This is a genomic window from Pseudomonas sp. GL_091 (genome assembly GCF_057837725.1).
In genome coordinates this window covers 951,725-966,759 of the sequence record NZ_CM174451.1, presented here as the reverse complement: position 1 = coordinate 966,759, position 15,035 = coordinate 951,725, and the positions used below count along the sequence as shown (strand labels likewise).

Here is a 15,035-nt window from a genome sequence, read left to right as displayed (position 1 = left end):
GGTTCTTCACGGAATCCCGGGAAACACAGAAACAAGAACGCCGATTTGATTGATGATGTTCGTGCGAGCAAACACATCTAACAAACCGGCGTTCTTATGCGTGATATTAATACTTTCCTTCCCTTTTGGGAGGGCTTTTCTGTCGTTACGATCAAGCCCGATGGCGATGCTCTACAGATCGACCTGACGCCCCACGCCACCCAATTCCCCTCTTGTGGCGGCTGCCAAAAACCGTGCTCAACCACGCATGAGTACTGCCAGCGAGTCATCCGTGATCTGCCCATTCTCGGCCGTGCGGTGCGCCTCAGCGTTTTGCTCCGACGTGTCGGGTGTCGCGACTGTGGCAAACGCATGGAAGCGGTCAGTTGGCTGGATCGCTATGCCCGCATGACGCGCCGCCTGGCCGATGCGGTCATTCAAGCCTGCGAACGCCTGCCCACGCTGCACGTGGCTCAACTGTTCGGGCTGCATTGGGACAGCGTTCGTCTGCTGGAGCGTCGAGCCTTGCAAGCGGCGTTGAGTGTTTTGCCAAAGGCGCAGCCACGGCGCTTGGTCATGGATGAATTCGCGCTGTTCAAAGGTCATCGTTACGCCAGCGTGGTGCTGGACGCCGATACCCGGCGAGTGCTGTGGATCGGCGAAGGTCGCAGTCGTGCGGCGATCAGGCCATTCTTCGAGGAACTGGGGCCAGAGGGTTGCGCTCGCATCGAAGCGGTGGCGATGGACATGAACACCGCCTTTGACCTGGAGGTTCGTCAGCACTGCCCAAAGGCGCGCGTGGTCTACGACCTTTTTCATGTGGTGGCCAAATATGGCCGGGAGGTGATTGATCGAGTCCGCGTCGATGAAGCTAATCGGCTACGTCATGACAAGCCTGCCCGAAAGGTCATCAAGCAAGCGCGATGGCTGTTGCTGCGCAACCCGCAGAACCTGAAAACGCCGGAGCAACAGGTCCGTTTGGAGGATCTGCTGGCGGCCAACCAAGCGTTGATGACGGTCTATTTGATGAAGGCTGAACTCAAAACGCTTTGGACTCCGAGCACCGCCTGGGGCTGGCGATCAGCCTGGCAGCAATGGCTGCGCCATGCGCATGAAAGTGACATACCGCCTCTAATCCAGTTTGCCAAACGACTGAAGGGTTACTGGCGGGGCATCGTCAGCCGGGTTCGTTGGCCGATGCATACGGGCCAGTTGGAAGGCATCAACAATCGAATCAAGGTCATCAAGCGCATGGCGTACGGTTACCGGGACAGCGAATTCTTTTTCATGAAGATCAAGAGCGTCTTTCCCGGTAATCCGTGAAGAACCTTTTTTATGGGCGATGGTTTTTGGTGAGTAACAGCCGTCGGTCAGCAACCCCTGAGCATCCTCACAAAACTTCGGATACCTACATTTCTTTCAGAAAGTACCTACAAGCATAGGTAAACACCAAAAGCACTCCAGCCAGTAAGTTGAACAGCAAGTCGGCGCACGACTTTTATCTTCGTCCGGCTTCAAACTTACTTATTGCGAGTGCAACCATGAAACCCATCAACTACAACCAGTATCGCTCAACCCGAAGTTTCAACAGTCGAATACGCTTTCTGATTCTTCACTACACGGCCGCTAACTTTTCAAGTTCTGTCAGTGCCCTGACCGGCCCGAGTGTCAGCGCGCACTATCTGATTCCAGATATCACTGACCCCAGTTACCTGAAAGCCGGCCATACCGTGCAGGAAGTTTTCAGCCTGGTGGATGAAACCTATCGCGCGTGGCACGCAGGTGTCAGTCAGTGGGGTAACCGCAGCAATCTGAATGACACATCCATCGGCATTGAAGTCGTCAACCTGGCGACCGACAACAAAGGCGACTTCACCTTTCCGCCGTATCACCCCGAGCAGATCGCTGCGATTGAACAACTGGCGCTGAATATCCTCAAGCGCTACCCGGATATCACACCGACGCAGGTTTTGGGCCACTCCGATGTTTCAATCGGCCGCAAAAGTGACCCGGGGCCGATGTTTCCCTGGCAGGCGCTGTACTTGAAAGGCGTCGGCGCCTGGTTCGATGAAACCACTCGGAACGAGTATCTGCGTAAATACAACACATCGGGCGTTCCAGCCCGAAGCGAATTGCTGGGGTTGTTCAAATCCTATGGATACGATGTTTCGGGGGCGTCAACGGAAGGCGGTTTTCAACAGTTGGTGCGGGCATTCCAGATGCATTTTCGCCCGGATAACTTCGATGGAAAAATGGACGTGCAAACAGCCGCCAATCTGAAGGCCCTGGTAGTCAAATACTTTCCCGGTTGATCGGTAACAAATGGCTCCCAGCCGACAAATGCAACAACCGGCAAGGTCAATCAATGTGACCTTGCCGGCGCTATCAGAGCGTATACCTCTGCAAATTCCCCATCATTTCCTTCAACGCCTCGATGTTGTCCTTCGGATGCGCCGCACCTTCGAAATCACAGATCTGCTGCCAGTGCGCCGCCACGTCTTCCGGGGAGAAACCTGTCCGTGGATCGAACCCGGCACCGAGGCTGCGCTCCCAGCGGACCTTGCCCATCCAGCCGCCACCGACTTCGAACAGACCGGAGGTTTCCTGGCAGTTCTCGCTGGCCAGGTAAACCACCAGCGGGCTGACCAGTTCCGGCTTGAGCTGTTCGAAGACTTGCGGCGGGATCAAGCCTTCGGTCATGCGCGTGCCGCCGGTGGGGGCGATGGCATTGACCAGGATATTGTTCTTGCGGCCTTCGATGGCCAAGGTGCGGGTCAGACCATAGAGACCGAGCTTGGCCATGCCGTAGTTGGACTGGCCGAAGTTGCCATAGATGCCCGAGGTCGACGCGGTGAAAATAACCCGGCCATAGTTTTGCTCGCGCATGTGCGGCCAGGCGGCGCGGGTGACTTTGTAGGCACCTTCGACGTGGACGCGGTAAACCAGGTCCCAGTCGGCGTCATCCATTTTGTGGAAGGTCTTGTCACGCAGGATCCCGGCGTTGTTGACCACCACGTCGACGCGACCGAAGACGTCCAGGGCGTGCTGGACCAGTTTGCCACCGTCAGTGACCGAGTCGTGGTTGGCCTCGGCGATGCCGCCAGCCTCGCGAATGTCCGCGACAACGCGGTCGGCAGCCGAGGCGTTGGCGCCCTCGCCCTGGGCCGTGCCGCCAAGATCGTTGACCAGCACCCTGGCGCCCTGTTTGGCGAACAGCAGTGCATGCGCCCGTCCCAGGCCGCCACCGGCTCCGGTGATGATCACGACTTTATCTTCGAAGCGCACAGACTCATTCATCGGGGGGACTCCAGCAGGCCAGGGGACAGTGAGTCCGAGTTTCAGGCACGGCGCAGCAGGTCACAATGAACAGGGGGAGGCTGAATGGTGGGCGATAAGGCTGGGGGATGATTGATAGGGAAATGGTCACAAAAAAAACACTGCAGGTTGAACGCTGCGAATCAGGAGCAGGCCACCTTGCGCGGCGGCAAGAGCAATTGATCGCGAAACGCCAGGTAGTGCTTGAGCACCTCGCAGGGCGCTTCGATCTGTGGGTAGTGGCCAATGTCAGGCAACACCACCGTGTCCGCCTCCGGGATCAGCTCCCGGTAACGCTCGACCATGTGCGCGCCGGAGATCGGATCGACCCCGCCATCGATCACTCGCAGCGGCACTTCACCGCGTTGCATCGCGCTCACCCAGCGGTTGCGCCAGACGCGTCGCTCCGGGATGTAGGCGATCAATTTGTGCATGATCCTTGGCCCGCTATGACTTTCGACCAGGCTCCAGAAATCATCCATCTGGCTTTCACTGGGACGGGTTTGCGGACCGAAAATCTGCCGAAAGCTTCTCACCAGGCCATCACGGCTGAAGGCGCGGCCAATCATCCAGCCCAAAGGACTGAGCAAGAGTTTTTGCATCAGTACCGGGCGGTGGGTTTCCGGAAACAACCCGCCGTTGAGAAACACACAACTGGCCAGCTCCACCCGCGACTCGTAATGCCGGGCCAGCAGTTCCTGGGCCACGCTGTCGCCGTAATCGTGGGCGAACAGGTGCACCGGCTGCTCGACATTCAGGTGTTCAAGCAGTGCCTGTTGCAGATCCGCTTGTTCCAGCAGGCTGTATTCATGATTCGCCGGTTTGGCCGAATCGCCGAAGCCCAGCATGTCGCAAGCGATCACGCGAAAACGCTGGGTCAATGGCTGCCACAGGTAATGCCAGTCCCAACTGGCGGACGGAAAGCCGTGAATGAGCAGCAGTGGCTCACCCTGCCCTGCTGTCCAGTAACGGATGCTCTGGTCACGAAAAATGAACGTCTGGCTGCGCTTGCGCCAGACACACAGAGGGATCTCGGCGAGTTCCATTAGAGTTTATAACCCGGGTCCAGTTTATCGAGTTTACGCAGCAGCGCCGGCCAGGCCAGCGCTCCGCCCATTCCTTGAGCACTTCTGGTGACACCCGCGATCATGGCTTTGGCGCCAGCCAGAATCTGCGGTTCGATGGCGATCAGTTCAGCGGCACCGTTTTGCGCCATGACCTGAATGTCGCAAGCACGCTGAAAGGTGAACATCATCAGGAACGTATCGGCGATGGTGCTGCCGCAGGTCAGCAGACCGTGGTTATGCAACATCAGGAAATTGTTTTCACCGAGGTCGGCCTGCAGCCGCACTTTCTCTTCATGGTTGAGCGCCACGCCTTCATAGGCGTGGTAGGCCAGGCTGGAAAGCACGAACAACGACTGTTGGCTGATCGGCAAAACGCCCTGCTTCTGTGCCGACACCGCAACCCCCGAAGCCGTGTGGGTGTGGAGCACGCAGACGACATCGTGACGAACTTCATGCACGGCGCTGTGGATGGTGTAACCCGCCGGATTGATCTCGTAAGGACTGTCCATCAGCTTGTTGCCGGCCTGATCCACCTTGACCAGGCTCGATGCGGTCATTTCGTGAAACATCAACCCGAACGGGTTGATCAGAAAATCTTCGGTGCCGGGCACTTTGGCGGAGATATGGGTGAAGATCAGGTCATCCCAGCCATGTTGGGCGACCAGGCGGTAACAGGCCGCCAGGTCGACGCGGGTCTGCCACTCGGTAGCACTGACCTGGTCTTTGACACTGTGTGGCGATTGGACGGGAGCGACAGTCACGGCAAGGAACCTCGGTGTTTTTATGATGGAGTGTTTCCTATGTTTACCGAGTCTAGTCAGCCCTTGAGGTTCGTGTAGTTGCATTGGCAGCCAGCTTGATGGCCGAGCGAGTCAGCCGCCGTGCTGCCCTGGATCCATGTCAAATGACCGGCGCCCGCGAGGGTCTGACAGGCAGCTTTTACCGCACTGTCAGAACCCTGACTGGCATGGGTGCCATGGCAACGATCATGCGCGCAGTGCGTTGATCAGGTCCGCCAGCCATGGCTCGGCGTCCGTTTCGGGGGTCACAGTTTCACTGGCATCCAGGCGCAGCATTGGCAGTACTTCGCGAATGCCCAGTTCACCGAACAGTTCACGCATCTGCTCGCCGCCGCCACAAAAAGTATCGCCATAACTCGCATCGCCCAATCCGATCACCGCGCCTGGCAAACCGCGCCAGGCCACTGGCAATTGGTCACGAATGGTCGAATACAGCGGTTGCAGGTTGTCCGGCAACTCACCCATGCCGGTGGTCGAGGTCACCGCCAGAAAGGCTTCGGGGCCAAACGCCTGGACATCGGCGAGGGTCGCACGCGGGTTGTGCCAGGTTTCGAAACCGGCGGCTTTCAACAGGCTGGCGGCGTGGCGGGCGACTTCTTCGGCCGTGCCGTATACCGAGCCGGAAATGATGGCGACTTTCATCAATCTGATCCTGAATCCGAGTAAAAGACCCGGATATTAACAGCACGGTCGTGATTGTTCTTTTAGAATGCAATCGACAATCAATCAGGAAAGGATACTCCGATGATTAACGCACAACTGCTGCAAATGGTGATCAACGCCTCCAACGACGGTATCGTGATTGCCGAAAAGGAAGGTGATCAGGACAAAATCCTCATCTACGTCAACCCCGCGTTCGAACGCCTGACGGGGTACTCCAGCGAAGAAATTCTCTATCAGGATTGCCGCTTCCTGCAGTCGGGGGACCGCGACCAGGAAGCCCTGCCGCTGATTCGCGACGCCTTGAACGGTGAAGGATGCTGCCGGGAAATACTGCGAAACTACCGCAAGGACGGCACACCATTCTGGAACGAGCTGTCCCTTTCAACGGTGAAAAATCCGGCGGACGGGCAAACCTACTTTGTCGGTGTGCAGAAAGACGTCACCGTGCAGGTCAAGGCGCAACAGCGCGTGGCTCAGTTGGAGGGGCAGTTGGCTGAACTCCAGGCCGAGCTTGCCGCGTTCAAGGCGACGAACGGTAAAAACAAAATTCAGAATTAATGGTCAGTAACTACAATCACCAATGACTTTGTAACTCTATCTTTCGAGCTGGCCATGCAACGCGACGCGCTCCTGACCCAGGATGAGCTGGATTTCATCCAGGCCATGCAACACAACCCGCAACTCAATGTGCGGGACGCGACGTCGAGCCTGCTCGTCAACGGTGGGTCGCAAATCCGTGACCTGCTCACCCGCTTGGCGGCCCATGAGCAGGTCACCATTCAAGCCAGCTTCGAAAACCAGCAAATGACCTTCCCCCTGCACTTGGTGGAAGACGAGTTTCATGCGCTGCATTTGCGCCTCGGTGTGCCGAGCATCTATGAAGACGGGCCGATGGCCCGGCCTTGGCGCTTGGTTCTGGATGAACCGGTAGCGCTGGAAAACGCCAAGGGACAACCCGGCACCCTGTGGGTACACGAAGTGTCGTGCAAAGGGGTTCTGCTGGAGGTTCGCAACAAGACCAAGCCGCCAAAGCATTTCGCCTTGTGGTTCAGTCCGTCAGGCTATGAGCGGATTGCCTTGCGTGGCACTTTCGAGAAAGAAAACGAACAGGGTTTCTTTGCCTATCAGCTGAGCCAGAACGATACGGATGAAACCGAGCGACTGCGCCAGTTCATCCTGCAACAGCATCGGTTGACGCATCCAGCGCTGCATCTCTGAACTTCAAGTATCCAGATTACCCGCCAGGAACTGCTTCAGACGCTGGCCCATGACCTCCCCTGCATTGCCCAGGCAACCGATCGATGACCCGGCCAGGCTCTCCTGTGCCAGGTCGCAAGCATCACCGGCCAACAACAATCGGCACTCCAGACTCATGGCCAGACGATTCAAGCGCCGTGGCAACTCGGCAGTCGGCGCATGATTGGAAAACAGCACCAACGCCAAGGGCTTGATTCTTTCACACGTCAGCGCCAGCTCCTCGAACGGCTGGCCCATGTTCAGCACGCGAACAGCCACTGGCCCGGAACTCAGGAACAGGGCGGCGACCAGCAGCTCCAGCTCCCGGCATTGGCCAACCAGGGCACAGATGACCACACGACGCGGCTGTTTGTCGCGCAGCAACAACAGACGCTGCACCACCCGGGAACGCAGAAAACCATCCAGGAACAGCCACTCGCTGGTTCCACCGAACTGGTCCTGGCGTTGCAACAACTGCTTCCAGACGGGGATCAGAATGTCCTGGAACACCACCGGCAGGGAGTAACTGGAAAAGACTTGCCCGTAGACCTGCTCGAGCCGAATGTCGTCAAACCCGTTGACCGCCGCAAGGACCTGCTGCTGCCACTGCGCGTAATCGGCTTCCACGAGGCTGTTGGGGATGATGTGCGACAACCCCTGGAGTGGCTCGGTCCTGGCCAGGATCTTGCCGATCCTGCTGACCGCAACACCGCGCTCGATCCAGCCGAGGATGCTACGGACACGCTCAATATCGGACATCGAATACAGTCGATGCCCGCTATCGGTGCGTGTTGGAACAATCAGGCCGTATCGTCGTTCCCAGGCTCGAAGCGTGACCGGGTTGACACCTGTCAGTCGCGCCACCTCGCGAATGGGAAAGAGTTCTTCCTGTTCAAGAGAGACGGCCTGCGCGGAGCCTGAAGCGACGTCTGTAAGTATGGGCATCCTGTTGAAACATCTCTGTATCGTCCGAGCGTTATTCTAACGCCCCTGCCCCGTAAAGTTTCCGTAAAAAAATTCCATGCCACGAATGAGCGAAAAACGTCGCAGACGCGATTGACTGAATCAGGAATAATCCTCGCTTGTTTCGAGTCTCAGCCCACCACCCCGGCGCTGTGCCTGGCGAAGTTCCTATCCGGAGCGACGCAAGTGCCTTACGGAGATACACAATGTCTACCCCACCCGTCACGCTGATGGTTGCGCGCCGCGTTGCCAATGGACGCTATCAAGACCTGATCGCCTGGTTGCGCGAAGGCGAACAACTGGCCACCGACTTTCCCGGCTACCTCGGCTCCGGCGTGCTTGCTCCGCCGCCCGGCGATGACGAATTCCAGATTATCTTCCGCTTCGCCGACGAGCAGACCCTGCACGCCTGGGAGCATTCAGCTTCGCGCAGCGCGTGGCTCGGACGCGGCAGCGACCTGTTCGCCCACCCGACAGAACATCGGGTCAGCGGTATCGAAGGTTGGTTCGGTGCCGTCGGTCAACGCCCGCCGCGCTGGAAACAGGCCGTGGCGATCTGGCTGGCGTTCTTTCCGGTTTCGCTGCTGTTCAACTTTGTGCTGGGGCCGCTGTTGAGTGAAATGGCGCTACTGCCCCGTGTGTTCATCAGCACCCTGTGCCTGACGCCGCTGATGGTTTACCTGTTCATTCCGTTGTCGACCCGTGTGCTGGCAAATTGGCTGAACAGTGCGCCAGCGCGACCCCTGCCCGCAGAGCCCACCGTCCAAAATCGCTGATAACCCCTGTGGGAGCGGGCCCGTTTTGCACAATAGGTAGAGCGCTCCCATCGCTGGTATAGTTTTGCTCTCACCGCGATGCGAGCCGTTCATGACTTCTTCCGCAGCCCCTATCCTCATTACCGGCGCAGGCCAGCGTGTCGGCCTGCACTGCGCCCGACGATTGCTGGAAGATGGCCATCGGGTGATTTTCAGCTACCGCAGCGAGCGTCCCGGCGTACAAGCCCTGCGCGATCTGGGGGCCACCGCGGTGTTCGCGGACTTCGCCAGCGAGACCGGGATCCTCGCCTTCATCAGCGAACTGAAAACCCACACCGACTGTTTACGGGCGATTGTCCACAACGCCTCCGAATGGCTGGCCGAAACGCCGGACACCGACGCAGCAGCATTCACCCGTATGTTCAGCGTGCACATGCTGGCGCCCTACTTGATCAACCTGCATTGCGCCGACCTGTTGCAACGCTCAAGCCCCGCCGACATCGTGCACATCAGCGATGATGTGACCCGCAAGGGCAGCAGCAAGCACATCGGCTATTGCGCCAGCAAAGCCGGACTCGACAGCCTGACCCTGTCCTTCGCCGCCAGGTACGCGCCGGCCATCAAGGTCAACGGGATCGCGCCAGCCCTGCTACTGTTCAACCCTGAAGACGACGCGGCCTACCGCGCCAAAGTGCTGGCAAAATCCGCACTGGGTATCGAGCCCGGCAGCGAAGTGATCTACCAGAGCCTGCGCTATCTGCTCGACAACCCTTATGTCACTGGCACCACCCTGACCGTCAACGGCGGAAGGCACATCAAATAAGTGCCCCGCGAGGATTTTCCATGACGTTATCCCTGCCCCAGAATTATCGAGAGATCCTCATCGGTCTCGGCGAAAACCCCGACCGCGAGGGTTTGCTCGATACGCCGACGCGTGCAGCCAAAGCCATGCAGTACCTTTGCCATGGTTACGAGCAAAGTGTCGAAGAGATCGTCAATGGCGCGCTGTTCGCCTCCGACAACGATGAGATGGTGATCGTCGACAACATTGAGCTGTACTCGCTTTGCGAACACCACATGCTGCCCTTCATCGGCAAGGCGCATGTGGCTTACATTCCAACCGGCAAGGTGCTGGGCCTGTCAAAGATTGCGCGGCTGGTGGACATGTTCGCCAGGCGCCTGCAAATCCAGGAAAACCTCACCCGGCAAATCGCCGACGCCGTGCAACAAGTGACCGGCGCGGCCGGCGTCGCAGTGGTCATCGAAGCGCAGCACATGTGCATGATGATGCGCGGCGTCGAAAAACAGAATTCGACCATGAACACCTCGGTGATGCTCGGCGCCTTCCGCGAGTCGAGCAACACCCGCCAGGAGTTCCTGCAATTGATTGGACGGAGCAAGTAGCAATGCCACAACTTCAACCAGGCATGGCACGCATCCGGGTCAAAGACCTGTGCCTGCGTACCTTCATCGGTATCAATGAAGATGAAATCCTCAACAAGCAGGATGTGTTGATCAACCTGACCATTCTGTACGCAGCCCAGGAAGCGGTCCGGGACAACGACATCGATCACGCGTTGAACTACCGGACCATTACCAAGGCGATCATCGCCCATGTGGAAGGCAACCGCTTTGCGCTGCTCGAACGCCTGACCCAGGAAATTCTCGACCTGGTGATGGCCAACGCATCGGTGCTCTACGCCGAGGTCGAGGTCGACAAGCCCCACGCGCTGCGATTCGCCGAGTCGGTGTCGATTACACTCGCGGCAAGCCGCTAAGCTTCAAGCTTCAAGCTTCAAGCTTCAAGCGGTAAGCTACAGGTCACCGAACATCCATCTTGCAGCTTGAGGCTTGCAGCTTGAAGCTGTCTCAGAGAGACCTATGACCGATCAACAACGACTGGAACTCGAAGCCGCCGCCTTTCGCCGGCTGGTGGCCCATCTGGACAGCCGCAAGGATGTGCAGAACATCGACCTGATGAACCTCTCGGGTTTTTGCCGCAACTGCCTGTCCAAGTGGTACAAGGCCGCGGCCGACGACCGCCAGATCGAGGTCAGCCTCGACGAAGCCCGCGAAGTGGTTTACGGCATGCCGTACGCCGAATGGAAAGCCCAATATCAGCAAGAAGCCAGCGCCGACCAGCAAGCGGCGTTCGCCAAAGGAAAACCCAATGAGTGATTTGAACACCCTGCGCGCCAGCCTCAAGACCGGCGAACACGCCTTCGCCGACACACTCGCGTTCATCGCCGCCGGTTACGACTACCAGCCTCAGGCCTTCAACAACGGTGGTGTGGAAAGCGCGGCAGGGCAGAACGAAGGCTCGTGCAAGACCCTGGGTCTGGCGCTGCTCGAAGGCTTGAGCGATGAAGAAGCCCTGCTGGCTTTCGGCGAGCATTACCGCTCGGTGCTGGCGACGCCTGAAGGCAGCGACCACGGCAACATTCGGGCGCTGATTGCCCATGGCCTGGCTGGTGTGAATTTCACCCAACAGCCGCTGACCCGCCGCTGATTTAAATTGTAGGAGCAGCCGGTCGACGCACGACTGCTCGCGAAAAACTCAAGAGCACTGCTGGGCCTCTGGTTTACGCGTAATCGTTCACCACCATCGCGAGCAGGCTCGCTCCTACAGGTTCTGCGTTCACCGCGCGGAACTGATCAGAAACACATCCAGACTTTTAAGATTGACCCGGCAACTTTATTTCGTTTGCCCCGTACCACCGCTCACGGCTTAGATAAAAAGAAGTCCTCCTTTTTCCGAGCCGGTCATTCATGCGCAGCGAAACCATCAGCCAGTCGATCAACATCGTTCACCCTGTCACGCTCAGCCACGGCAAGAATGCCGAGGTCTGGGACACCGATGGCAAACGCTACATCGACTTTGTCGGCGGCATCGGCGTGCTGAACCTCGGCCATTGCCATCCGCGCATCGTCGAGGCCATTCGCGAACAGGCCACCCGACTGACCCACTACGCGTTCAACGCTGCACCCCATGTGCCTTACCTCGAACTGATGGATCGCCTCAGCGCGTTCATGCCGGTGGGTTACCCGGTCAGCGGCATGCTCACCAACAGCGGCGCGGAAGCGGCGGAAAACGCCCTGAAGATTGTCCGCGGGGCCACCGGACGCAGCGCGGTCATCGCCTTCGACGGCGCCTTCCACGGCCGCACGCTGGCCACCCTCAACCTCAATGGCAAAGTCGCACCCTACAAACAGAAAGTAGGCGTGCTACCGGGGCCGGTGTTTCACCTGCCCTTCCCCAGCCAGGACAACGGCGTCACCTGTACCGAGGCCCTCAAAGCCATGGAGCGCCTGTTCAGCGTCGAGATTGATGTTGAAGACGTCGCCTGTTTTATCGTCGAACCGGTGCAGGGCGAAGCGGGCTTTCTGGCCATGGAGGTCGAGTTCGCCCAAGCGCTGCGCAAGTTCTGCGACGACAAGGGCATTGTCCTGATCGCCGATGAAATCCAGTCCGGTTTCGGCCGTACTGGCCAGCGCTTCGCGTTCTCGCGACTGGGCATCGAGCCGGACCTGATCCTGCTCGGTAAAAGCATCGCCGGCGGCGTGCCACTGGGTGCGGTGGTCGGGCGCAAGTCGCTGCTCGACAACTTGCCCAAGGGCGGACTCGGTGGCACTTACTCCGGCAATCCCATCGCCTGCGCAGCGGCACTGGCAACCCTGGACGAAATGACCGATACCAACCTGCATGCCTGGGGCACCCAACAGGAAGAAGCGATTGTCGGCCGCCATGCAACCTGGCGTGCGAACAACCTGACGCCGTACCTGGGACGCCTGACCGGTGTCGGTGCCATGCGTGGTATCGAGCTGATCAACGCCGATGGCTCGCCCGCACCGGCTCAATTGACCCAACTGCTGGCCATGGCGCGGGATGCGGGTCTGCTGCTGATGCCCAGTGGCAAATCTCGTCATATCATCCGCCTGCTGGCGCCGTTGACCATTGAGGCTGCGGTGCTGGAGGAAGGGCTGGATATTCTTGAGGCGTGCCTGGCAAAACTGATTTGAACGCACAATCCCTGTAGGAGCGAGCCTGCTCCGGGCGGCGTTCCGACGATGGCGATTTTTCATTCAACATTGATGTCGACTGAATCACCGCAATCGCGAGCAGGCTCGCTCCTACAAGGTCATCGCATTTTTCGAAGGCACAAAAAAACCGACCGAAGCCGGTTTTTTCATTTCGACGAAAGCAGAATCAAGCGTTCTGCAGATCGTCGAGGTAACGCTCGGCATCCAGTGCCGCCATGCAACCGGCGCCAGCGGAGGTGATGGCCTGACGGTACACGTGGTCAGCCACGTCACCGGCGGCGAAGATACCTTCGAGGTTGGTGGCAGTGGCGTTGCCGTCACGGCCGCCCTGCACAACCAGGTAGCCGTCCTTCAGGGTCAACTGGCCTTCGAACAACGAAGTGTTCGGAGTGTGGCCGATGGCGATGAACACGCCGTCGACTTTCACTTCGTCGAAGCTGCCGTCGTTGTTCTTCAGGCGGGCACCGGTCACGCCCATGTTGTCGCCCAGCACTTCGTCCAGGGTCGCGTTCAGCTTCAGCTCGATCTTGCCTTCGGCAACGCGGGCATTCAGCTTGTCGATCAGGATCTTCTCGGCGCGGAAAGTCTCGCGACGGTGGATCAAGGTCACCTTGCTGGCGATGTTGGCCAGGTACAGGGCTTCTTCAACAGCGGTGTTGCCGCCGCCGACCACGGCAACCGGCTTGTTGCGGTAGAAGAAACCGTCGCAGGTCGCGCAGGCCGAAACGCCTTTGCCCATGAACGTTTCTTCGGACGGCAGGCCCAGGTAACGAGCGCTGGCGCCGGTGGCGATGATCAGGGCATCGCAGGTGTAGGTCGCGCTGTCACCGGTCAGGGTGTACGGCTTGGCAGCGAAGTCGACAGCATTGATGTGATCAAACACGATCTCGGTTTCAAAGCGCTCGGCGTGCTCGCGCATCCGCTCCATCAGCGCCGGACCGGTCAGGCCGTGGACGTCGCCCGGCCAGTTGTCGACTTCGGTGGTGGTGGTCAGTTGACCGCCGGCTTGCATGCCGGTGATCAGCAGTGGCTTGAGGTTGGCACGGGCGGCATAGACTGCGGCGCTGTAACCGGCAGGGCCGGAACCGAGAATAATCACTCGCGAATGACGGACTTCAGACATGACCTGCTCCTGTTGACCGGCCCGGAATACCTGGCGCGGAACGCCGGATTGCCGGCTGGAATAAAAAAGAACGGTTGAAAGCACTTGGGGAAGGCTTGAACCCGACCGTCCTGTAAAAAGATTGGGTGCAGCGTATCGAGGGGGCGAAGATTAAGGAAATACGGTTTAACAATCCAGCTCATAGGTGGTCTCTATGCCATCTGACCGACGATATCGACGTCTTTGTTACAGTGAATGTCGATACCACTGCCGCGCTTTCGCCTGTGAAGCAAAGCCGGTAAGGTCGGCGCGTTTTCCCTCTGCTCGGAGCCTCTTATGCCCGCCCCTGTTCTGTCCGGCCCGCAATACCTGCGCGAAGGCCTCAAGCTGGTGCTGAGCCCCAGCCTGCGTTTGTTTGTGCTGTTGCCGCTGGCGATCAACCTGGTGCTGTTCGTCGGATTGATCTACCTGGCCGGTCATCAATTCAGCCTGTGGGTCGACACCTTGATGCCGTCCCTTCCCCACTGGTTGAGCTTTCTCAGCTACATCCTCTGGCCATTGTTCGTGGTGCTGGTGGTGTTGATGGTGTTCTTCACCTTCACCATGCTCGCCAACGTCATTGCCGCGCCATTCAACGGCTTCCTCGCGGAGAAAGTCGAAGTGGTGGTGCGCGGCACCGATGACTTCCCGGCCTTCAGCTGGGGCGAGCTGATCGCGATGATCCCGCGCACCCTGTCCCGGGAAATGCGCAAGCTCGGCTACTTCCTGCCCCGGGCAATCGGGCTGTTCATCCTCTCGTTCATCCCGGTGGTGAACATCATCGCCGCGCCGCTGTGGCTGTTGTTCGGGGTGTGGATGATGGCGATCCAGTACATCGACTACCCGGCGGACAACCACAAGCTGGGCTGGAACGAGATGCTCGCCTGGCTGCGGCAGAAGCGCTGGCAGAGCATGAGCTTCGGCGGCAGCGTGTACCTGGTGCTGCTGATCCCGGTGGTCAACATCCTGATGATGCCGGCGGCCGTGGCCGGGGCGACGCTGTTCTGGGTGCGTGAACGCGGCGCGGAAAACCTGGTGACCCAGCGCTAAGTCACAAATCCATCATCCTGACGTC

Annotated in this window: 18 protein-coding genes; 12 read left to right on the top strand and 6 right to left on the bottom strand. The window is 58.8% G+C overall.

The features are described 5' to 3' along the window. Positions 1 to 96 precede the first annotated feature (96 nt). Both AC3ITY_RS04365 and AC3ITY_RS04360 read left to right on the top strand, forming a co-directional pair. Positions 97 to 1,302, top strand: a complete 1,206-nt coding sequence (locus tag AC3ITY_RS04365; RefSeq protein WP_489307809.1) for an ISL3 family transposase — start codon at positions 97 to 99, stop codon at positions 1,300 to 1,302. Positions 1,303 to 1,520: 218 nt separating this feature from the next. Then, positions 1,521 to 2,291 carry an N-acetylmuramoyl-L-alanine amidase gene (locus AC3ITY_RS04360; RefSeq protein ID WP_489307808.1) on the top strand — a complete coding sequence of 257 codons (771 nt, stop codon included), beginning with the start codon at positions 1,521 to 1,523 and terminating at the stop codon, positions 2,289 to 2,291. A 73-nt stretch (positions 2,292 to 2,364) separates the two neighbouring features. Here AC3ITY_RS04360 and AC3ITY_RS04355 read toward each other — a convergent pair whose 3' ends face one another. The 4 genes from AC3ITY_RS04355 to AC3ITY_RS04340 all read right to left on the bottom strand — a co-directional run bounded on the left by AC3ITY_RS04355 (position 2,365) and on the right by AC3ITY_RS04340 (position 5,803). Then, a complete protein-coding gene (locus AC3ITY_RS04355; RefSeq protein WP_489307807.1) occupies positions 2,365 to 3,276 on the bottom strand; it encodes an SDR family oxidoreductase in 912 nt (303 codons plus the stop codon). Positions 3,277 to 3,437: 161 nt separating this feature from the next. Beyond that, the gene (locus AC3ITY_RS04350; RefSeq protein ID WP_223455611.1) at positions 3,438 to 4,340 is read right to left on the bottom strand and encodes an alpha/beta fold hydrolase; all 903 of its coding nucleotides are present in this window, start codon (positions 4,338 to 4,340) and stop codon (positions 3,438 to 3,440) included. Next, on the bottom strand, positions 4,340 to 5,122 hold the full coding sequence (locus AC3ITY_RS04345; protein WP_489307805.1) for a class II aldolase/adducin family protein: 783 nt from the start codon (positions 5,120 to 5,122) through the stop codon (positions 4,340 to 4,342). Before AC3ITY_RS04345 ends, AC3ITY_RS04350 begins: the two co-directional genes overlap by 1 nt. Positions 5,123 to 5,347: 225 nt before the next feature. Beyond that, on the bottom strand, positions 5,348 to 5,803 hold the full coding sequence (locus tag AC3ITY_RS04340; protein WP_489307803.1) for a flavodoxin: 456 nt from the start codon (positions 5,801 to 5,803) through the stop codon (positions 5,348 to 5,350). A 102-nt stretch (positions 5,804 to 5,905) separates the two neighbouring features. On the opposite strand from AC3ITY_RS04340, the gene AC3ITY_RS04335 reads away from it, so the two are divergent. Together AC3ITY_RS04335 and AC3ITY_RS04330 are read left to right on the top strand one after the other, a co-directional pair. Next, on the top strand, positions 5,906 to 6,382 hold the full coding sequence (locus AC3ITY_RS04335) for a PAS domain-containing protein (RefSeq protein WP_150727403.1): 477 nt from the start codon (positions 5,906 to 5,908) through the stop codon (positions 6,380 to 6,382). A 54-nt stretch (positions 6,383 to 6,436) separates the two neighbouring features. After that, positions 6,437 to 7,042 (top strand): hypothetical protein, encoded by a 606-nt coding sequence (locus AC3ITY_RS04330; RefSeq protein ID WP_150727404.1) that lies wholly within the window; start codon positions 6,437 to 6,439, stop codon positions 7,040 to 7,042. A gap of 3 nt (positions 7,043 to 7,045) precedes the next feature. Here AC3ITY_RS04330 and AC3ITY_RS04325 read toward each other — a convergent pair whose 3' ends face one another. Then, positions 7,046 to 8,005 (bottom strand): MerR family transcriptional regulator, encoded by a 960-nt coding sequence (locus tag AC3ITY_RS04325; RefSeq protein WP_489307801.1) that lies wholly within the window; start codon positions 8,003 to 8,005, stop codon positions 7,046 to 7,048. A gap of 224 nt (positions 8,006 to 8,229) precedes the next feature. On the opposite strand from AC3ITY_RS04325, the gene AC3ITY_RS04320 reads away from it, so the two are divergent. From AC3ITY_RS04320 to AC3ITY_RS04290, 7 genes are all read left to right on the top strand, one after another. After that, positions 8,230 to 8,799: an antibiotic biosynthesis monooxygenase gene (locus AC3ITY_RS04320; RefSeq protein ID WP_489307799.1), complete on the top strand. Its 570-nt coding sequence runs from the start codon at positions 8,230 to 8,232 to the stop codon at positions 8,797 to 8,799. A 91-nt stretch (positions 8,800 to 8,890) separates the two neighbouring features. Continuing rightward, positions 8,891 to 9,601, top strand: a complete 711-nt coding sequence (gene folM, locus AC3ITY_RS04315; protein WP_489307797.1) for a dihydromonapterin reductase — start codon at positions 8,891 to 8,893, stop codon at positions 9,599 to 9,601. A 20-nt stretch (positions 9,602 to 9,621) separates the two neighbouring features. Next, positions 9,622 to 10,182: a GTP cyclohydrolase I FolE gene (folE, locus tag AC3ITY_RS04310; RefSeq protein ID WP_223455605.1), complete on the top strand. Its 561-nt coding sequence runs from the start codon at positions 9,622 to 9,624 to the stop codon at positions 10,180 to 10,182. Between the two features lie 2 nt (positions 10,183 to 10,184). After that, complete coding sequence (folX, locus tag AC3ITY_RS04305) at positions 10,185 to 10,556, top strand: dihydroneopterin triphosphate 2'-epimerase (RefSeq protein WP_007970304.1); 372 nt, start codon at positions 10,185 to 10,187, stop codon at positions 10,554 to 10,556. 103 nt (positions 10,557 to 10,659) lie between these two features. Further along, complete coding sequence (locus AC3ITY_RS04300; protein WP_046040093.1) at positions 10,660 to 10,956, top strand: DUF1244 domain-containing protein; 297 nt, start codon at positions 10,660 to 10,662, stop codon at positions 10,954 to 10,956. Next, positions 10,949 to 11,287, top strand: coding sequence for a HopJ type III effector protein (locus AC3ITY_RS04295; protein WP_489307795.1), 339 nt, complete (start codon positions 10,949 to 10,951; stop codon positions 11,285 to 11,287). Before AC3ITY_RS04300 ends, AC3ITY_RS04295 begins: the two co-directional genes overlap by 8 nt. A gap of 260 nt (positions 11,288 to 11,547) precedes the next feature. After that, entirely contained in the window at positions 11,548 to 12,798 is a 1,251-nt protein-coding gene (locus AC3ITY_RS04290) for a 2-aminoadipate transaminase (protein WP_489307793.1), read from the top strand. Between the two features lie 187 nt (positions 12,799 to 12,985). Here the strand turns inward: AC3ITY_RS04290 and trxB are convergent, their stop codons facing one another. Then, positions 12,986 to 13,942, bottom strand: a complete 957-nt coding sequence (trxB, locus tag AC3ITY_RS04285) for a thioredoxin-disulfide reductase (protein ID WP_218429324.1) — start codon at positions 13,940 to 13,942, stop codon at positions 12,986 to 12,988. A 315-nt stretch (positions 13,943 to 14,257) separates the two neighbouring features. Between trxB and cysZ the strand changes: the two genes are divergently transcribed. After that, positions 14,258 to 15,010, top strand: a complete 753-nt coding sequence (gene cysZ / locus AC3ITY_RS04280) for a sulfate transporter CysZ (RefSeq protein ID WP_489307791.1) — start codon at positions 14,258 to 14,260, stop codon at positions 15,008 to 15,010. The last annotated feature ends 25 nt before the right edge of the window (positions 15,011 to 15,035 follow it).

Bases quoted from the DNA above. Each gene is read 5' to 3' on its own strand.
- AC3ITY_RS04355 (WP_489307807.1), bottom strand. From the start codon at position 3,276: ATGAATGAGTCTGTGCGCTTCGAAGATAAAGTCGTGATCATCACCGGA.
- folE (WP_223455605.1), top strand. From the start codon at position 9,622: ATGACGTTATCCCTGCCCCAGAATTATCGAGAGATCCTCATCGGTCTC.
- AC3ITY_RS04320 (WP_489307799.1), top strand. From the start codon at position 8,230: ATGTCTACCCCACCCGTCACGCTGATGGTTGCGCGCCGCGTTGCCAAT.
- AC3ITY_RS04350 (WP_223455611.1), bottom strand. From the start codon at position 4,340: ATGGAACTCGCCGAGATCCCTCTGTGTGTCTGGCGCAAGCGCAGCCAG.
- folM (WP_489307797.1), top strand. From the start codon at position 8,891: ATGACTTCTTCCGCAGCCCCTATCCTCATTACCGGCGCAGGCCAGCGT.
- AC3ITY_RS04295 (WP_489307795.1), top strand. From the start codon at position 10,949: ATGAGTGATTTGAACACCCTGCGCGCCAGCCTCAAGACCGGCGAACAC.
- AC3ITY_RS04335 (WP_150727403.1), top strand. From the start codon at position 5,906: ATGATTAACGCACAACTGCTGCAAATGGTGATCAACGCCTCCAACGAC.
- AC3ITY_RS04290 (WP_489307793.1), top strand. From the start codon at position 11,548: ATGCGCAGCGAAACCATCAGCCAGTCGATCAACATCGTTCACCCTGTC.
- AC3ITY_RS04300 (WP_046040093.1), top strand. From the start codon at position 10,660: ATGACCGATCAACAACGACTGGAACTCGAAGCCGCCGCCTTTCGCCGG.
- AC3ITY_RS04360 (WP_489307808.1), top strand. From the start codon at position 1,521: ATGAAACCCATCAACTACAACCAGTATCGCTCAACCCGAAGTTTCAAC.
- AC3ITY_RS04330 (WP_150727404.1), top strand. From the start codon at position 6,437: ATGCAACGCGACGCGCTCCTGACCCAGGATGAGCTGGATTTCATCCAG.
- cysZ (WP_489307791.1), top strand. From the start codon at position 14,258: ATGCCCGCCCCTGTTCTGTCCGGCCCGCAATACCTGCGCGAAGGCCTC.
- folX (WP_007970304.1), top strand. From the start codon at position 10,185: ATGCCACAACTTCAACCAGGCATGGCACGCATCCGGGTCAAAGACCTG.
- AC3ITY_RS04325 (WP_489307801.1), bottom strand. From the start codon at position 8,005: ATGCCCATACTTACAGACGTCGCTTCAGGCTCCGCGCAGGCCGTCTCT.
- trxB (WP_218429324.1), bottom strand. From the start codon at position 13,942: ATGTCTGAAGTCCGTCATTCGCGAGTGATTATTCTCGGTTCCGGCCCT.
- AC3ITY_RS04365 (WP_489307809.1), top strand. From the start codon at position 97: ATGCGTGATATTAATACTTTCCTTCCCTTTTGGGAGGGCTTTTCTGTC.
- AC3ITY_RS04340 (WP_489307803.1), bottom strand. From the start codon at position 5,803: ATGAAAGTCGCCATCATTTCCGGCTCGGTATACGGCACGGCCGAAGAA.